We start from the raw sequence: 3,186 nt of genomic DNA on the forward strand, positions 1-3,186 counted from the left end.
TGGCTGAGCGAAGTCGAAGCCTCTCACAACTCATCTAGGGTTGATTAGGACAACCCCAAAAGACAAGTGGCGGCGCTTCGCGCCGCCACTTGTCTTTTATTTTAATTCTAACGATGGAGTTGAATCACTCTACCATTGCTAGGCTGAATAGGACGGGCATCAACTTGATAAAGCTTCTCAAAAGCTGCGATTTGCTCTTCCGAAATCGTCATTGTCTCAACAAAGACATTCCACTTAACACCTTCGCTACAGGGAGGGGTAGTGAGAGAACCATCGTAGCTATAGTAGGATTTACCCTTCGGCAAAAGATCGGTAGCGTTAATATTACTACTGCTAACGGTATTAGTTTTCCCAGCCGAAGGAATGTTTTTCCAAATAGTATCGATCAGGGGATTGGCTGTTCCTTTAGTGAGCATAACTCCCACTACTGCTAGTTTTCCTGCTTCATTACGATGTACTAAATGGAGTTCCATTGCCAAAGCCTTACTATTGACTTCATGTTCGCTAGGTGTATGGAAATGGAATTGAACGAGGGAGTATTTTTCACCGTTAATCGTCACACTACTGCCTGGCGCATAATTCACTTGAATAGTGTGCCCGTTATTTACTACGACTAAGGGAGAAGACTTATAATCAAAATCGATTTTAGCGGGAGAACTTTCTACGGCATTTTTGAGATCGATCGGCGATTGATCCCGTCCCGACTCACATAAAGCAAAATCCTTCTTAATTTGTCCCCATTGTGTAGGGTTGGCAGCACCGCCATATCCCCAGTGCGAAGGAGATTCTTCTGCGAAAACATTTGCCGATAAAGGAAACAAGGTTCCAAGGGTAAGCATCAATACTAGCAGAGTGTTCTTATTGAATTTTTTCATTATGTTGTTAGTTTCATTCCCTAAACTTGGAGCTAAGTATAACTGACCTAGTTAGAAGATCGATAACTTTCCACAAGTCTTTACAGAAACGATTAGTGCTCATATCCCTTCCCAGTGAATAATTAGATGTTGCGGCGCTTTGCGCCGCAACATCTAATTATTCACTGGGAAGGGAAGTAAAAAACAAAAAGCTGTGGCGCACGCTGCGCGTGCGCCACAGGTTTTAGGGTTTTATATTTAATTAAGCTCAATTACTTAGAGCTGATTAATATCTCTAAATTTCAAGGTTTATACTACAATCTGTTATGCAAACATACAGGTGCTTTCATATTTACCCGATAGCATGATGATTGTGATGTACGAGCTATTAGAAGATGCTCGTTGTAAGGTATGTTGGCTGCTATTTAAATGCGAGGAGTGACGGACTGAATTATGCGAATTTCTTCCAGTTGGTTGACGCTTGGTGCGAGTTTATCGCTTCTGATTCCAGCTTGGACAGCCAATGCTCAAGAATTTAATCTACCTCTGCGTCCTTTCACTAAGGTCGTTTTAGAGCCTGACACCACTATTAACACCTCTAATAGCACTGCTAGTATTTCTCATCTTGCCACCTCGGAAGAGGTTGCATCCCAGTCGGTAATTATTGACAAAGCCCAATCTGAATCGGCAAGTCAATCGACAGGAAAAGCGACAAGTAACCAGCAAGCATCTTCAGATCCTGCCACACCTCAGGCAGCGATCGCGACATTAGCTAAAGTCAATAATCAAGATCCGCCTAAGCTGCTTTCTACCACTAATACAAATATCGTTCAAGATAGCCAGCGATCGCAACCTCAAAAAGTCAGTTCTTCAACCGAACCTGCCAGAATTGATCCCAATTCTACGGTTTATGAATCTGGCAAACTTGACCCTGCCCAGACCTTAGTTGTTCCCACCACGCCCAGTCAAGTTAAGTTAGACCTTAGCAAACCAGTCACCCTCGCCGAACTTTTGGAGTTAGTTGAAAGATCCAGCCCCGATTGGATTCAAGCAAAAATTGCCGTAGATCGCGCCCGTGCGGGATTGAGAGCTGCCGAAGCTGGACGTTCGGCCACTGTTTCCGCATCATCTAGATATACCTATGGCAACTCGGTCTTCTCACCGCCAACTGTCACAAATTCCACCACAAATTCCACCACAAATACATCTACGACCCATGCGCTTACGGGTACTCTAGGCATTAGCTACAACATTTTTGATTCTGGGGTGAATGACAATACTATTGCTGCGGCTGAAAACAGCTTGCGCATTGCGGAGGCATCACTTAATCAAGTCAATCAGACAATTCGGTTGAATATCGTAACAGCCTATTACAGTCTCCAGAATGCCGATGAAACGATCCGCATCCAACGCAAAGCTGTTGAAAATGCTGAACGAAGCCTGAAGGACACCAAATCCAGAGAGCGGGCAGGGGTTGGTACAAAGTTTGATGTTCTCCAGTCTGAGGTATCCCTTGCCAATGCCAAGCAAGACTTGCTCAATGCCGAAGCCTCCCAGTTAGTAGCCAGACGGGAATTATCTCGACAGATCAACTATCCCCCGACCATTGAAATTACGGCTGCCGATAAAATTGCTCCTGTCGCAGCATGGAAATTATCCTTAGAAGAATCGATATTGCTGGCAGTCCGCAATCGTTCCGAACTTGACATTCGCAAGTTAGAGCGTGAAGTTGCTCGTAATAATGCCAATGTCACCTTAGCAAGATTAGGTCCCCAAGTTAGCGTATTTACTAACTTTGATGCCTCTGCTTCCTTTGTTAACAATGGTAGTGCTAGTGCGGACTACCAAGTTGGTTTGTCGCTAAACTGGACACTCTTTGATGGGGGTAAAGCTGCCGCGCAAGTAGATCAATACAAAGCCGATCAAGCCACAGCCGAGAGTAAATTCGAGCAAGCTGCTCGTCAAGCTCGTTATGATGTGGAGTCAGCCTACATCAATCAGCGATCGCGCTTTCAACAGATCGACACGGCAACTAAAGCCGTTCAACAGGCAGAGGAAGCCCTACGTCTTGCACGTTTGCGCCTTGATGCTGGAGTTGGAACCCAACTTGAGGTTATCTCCGCTGAGTCAGATCTCACTCGCGCCGATGTTAACCGCGTTCAAGCAATCATTGGCTATAACCAATCCCGAGCCAATCTTGAAAGAGCCATCAATGGTATATAGGTAGCCGATCGCAATTAAGTAGTTCGGCATAACCCAGAAGAGCATACCGCCCGCTGCGCGGGCGGGTATGCTCTTCTAGGTTTTAAGTTTACTTATGCCTAGCTACTTA

2 protein-coding genes are annotated in these 3,186 nt (G+C 45.2%); one reads left to right on the plus strand and one right to left on the minus strand.

What is annotated here, in order from left to right:
- Positions 1-107: 107 nt before the first annotated feature.
- Entirely contained in the window at positions 108-875 is a 768-nt protein-coding gene (locus AC805_RS19220; protein ID WP_055076891.1) for a carbonic anhydrase, read from the minus strand.
- 432 nt (positions 876-1,307) lie between these two features.
- Between AC805_RS19220 and AC805_RS19225 the strand changes: the two genes are divergently transcribed.
- Entirely contained in the window at positions 1,308-3,077 is a 1,770-nt protein-coding gene (locus AC805_RS19225; protein ID WP_055076892.1) for a TolC family protein, read from the plus strand.
- Positions 3,078-3,186 lie beyond the last annotated feature (109 nt).

It is taken from the genome of Pseudanabaena sp. 'Roaring Creek', assembly GCF_001402795.1.
Taxonomy (GTDB): Bacteria; Cyanobacteriota; Cyanobacteriia; order Pseudanabaenales; family Pseudanabaenaceae; genus Pseudanabaena.

Bases quoted from the DNA above. Each gene is read 5' to 3' on its own strand.
- AC805_RS19220 (WP_055076891.1), bottom strand. From the start codon at position 875: ATGAAAAAATTCAATAAGAACACTCTGCTAGTATTGATGCTTACCCTT.
- AC805_RS19225 (WP_055076892.1), top strand. From the start codon at position 1,308: ATGCGAATTTCTTCCAGTTGGTTGACGCTTGGTGCGAGTTTATCGCTT.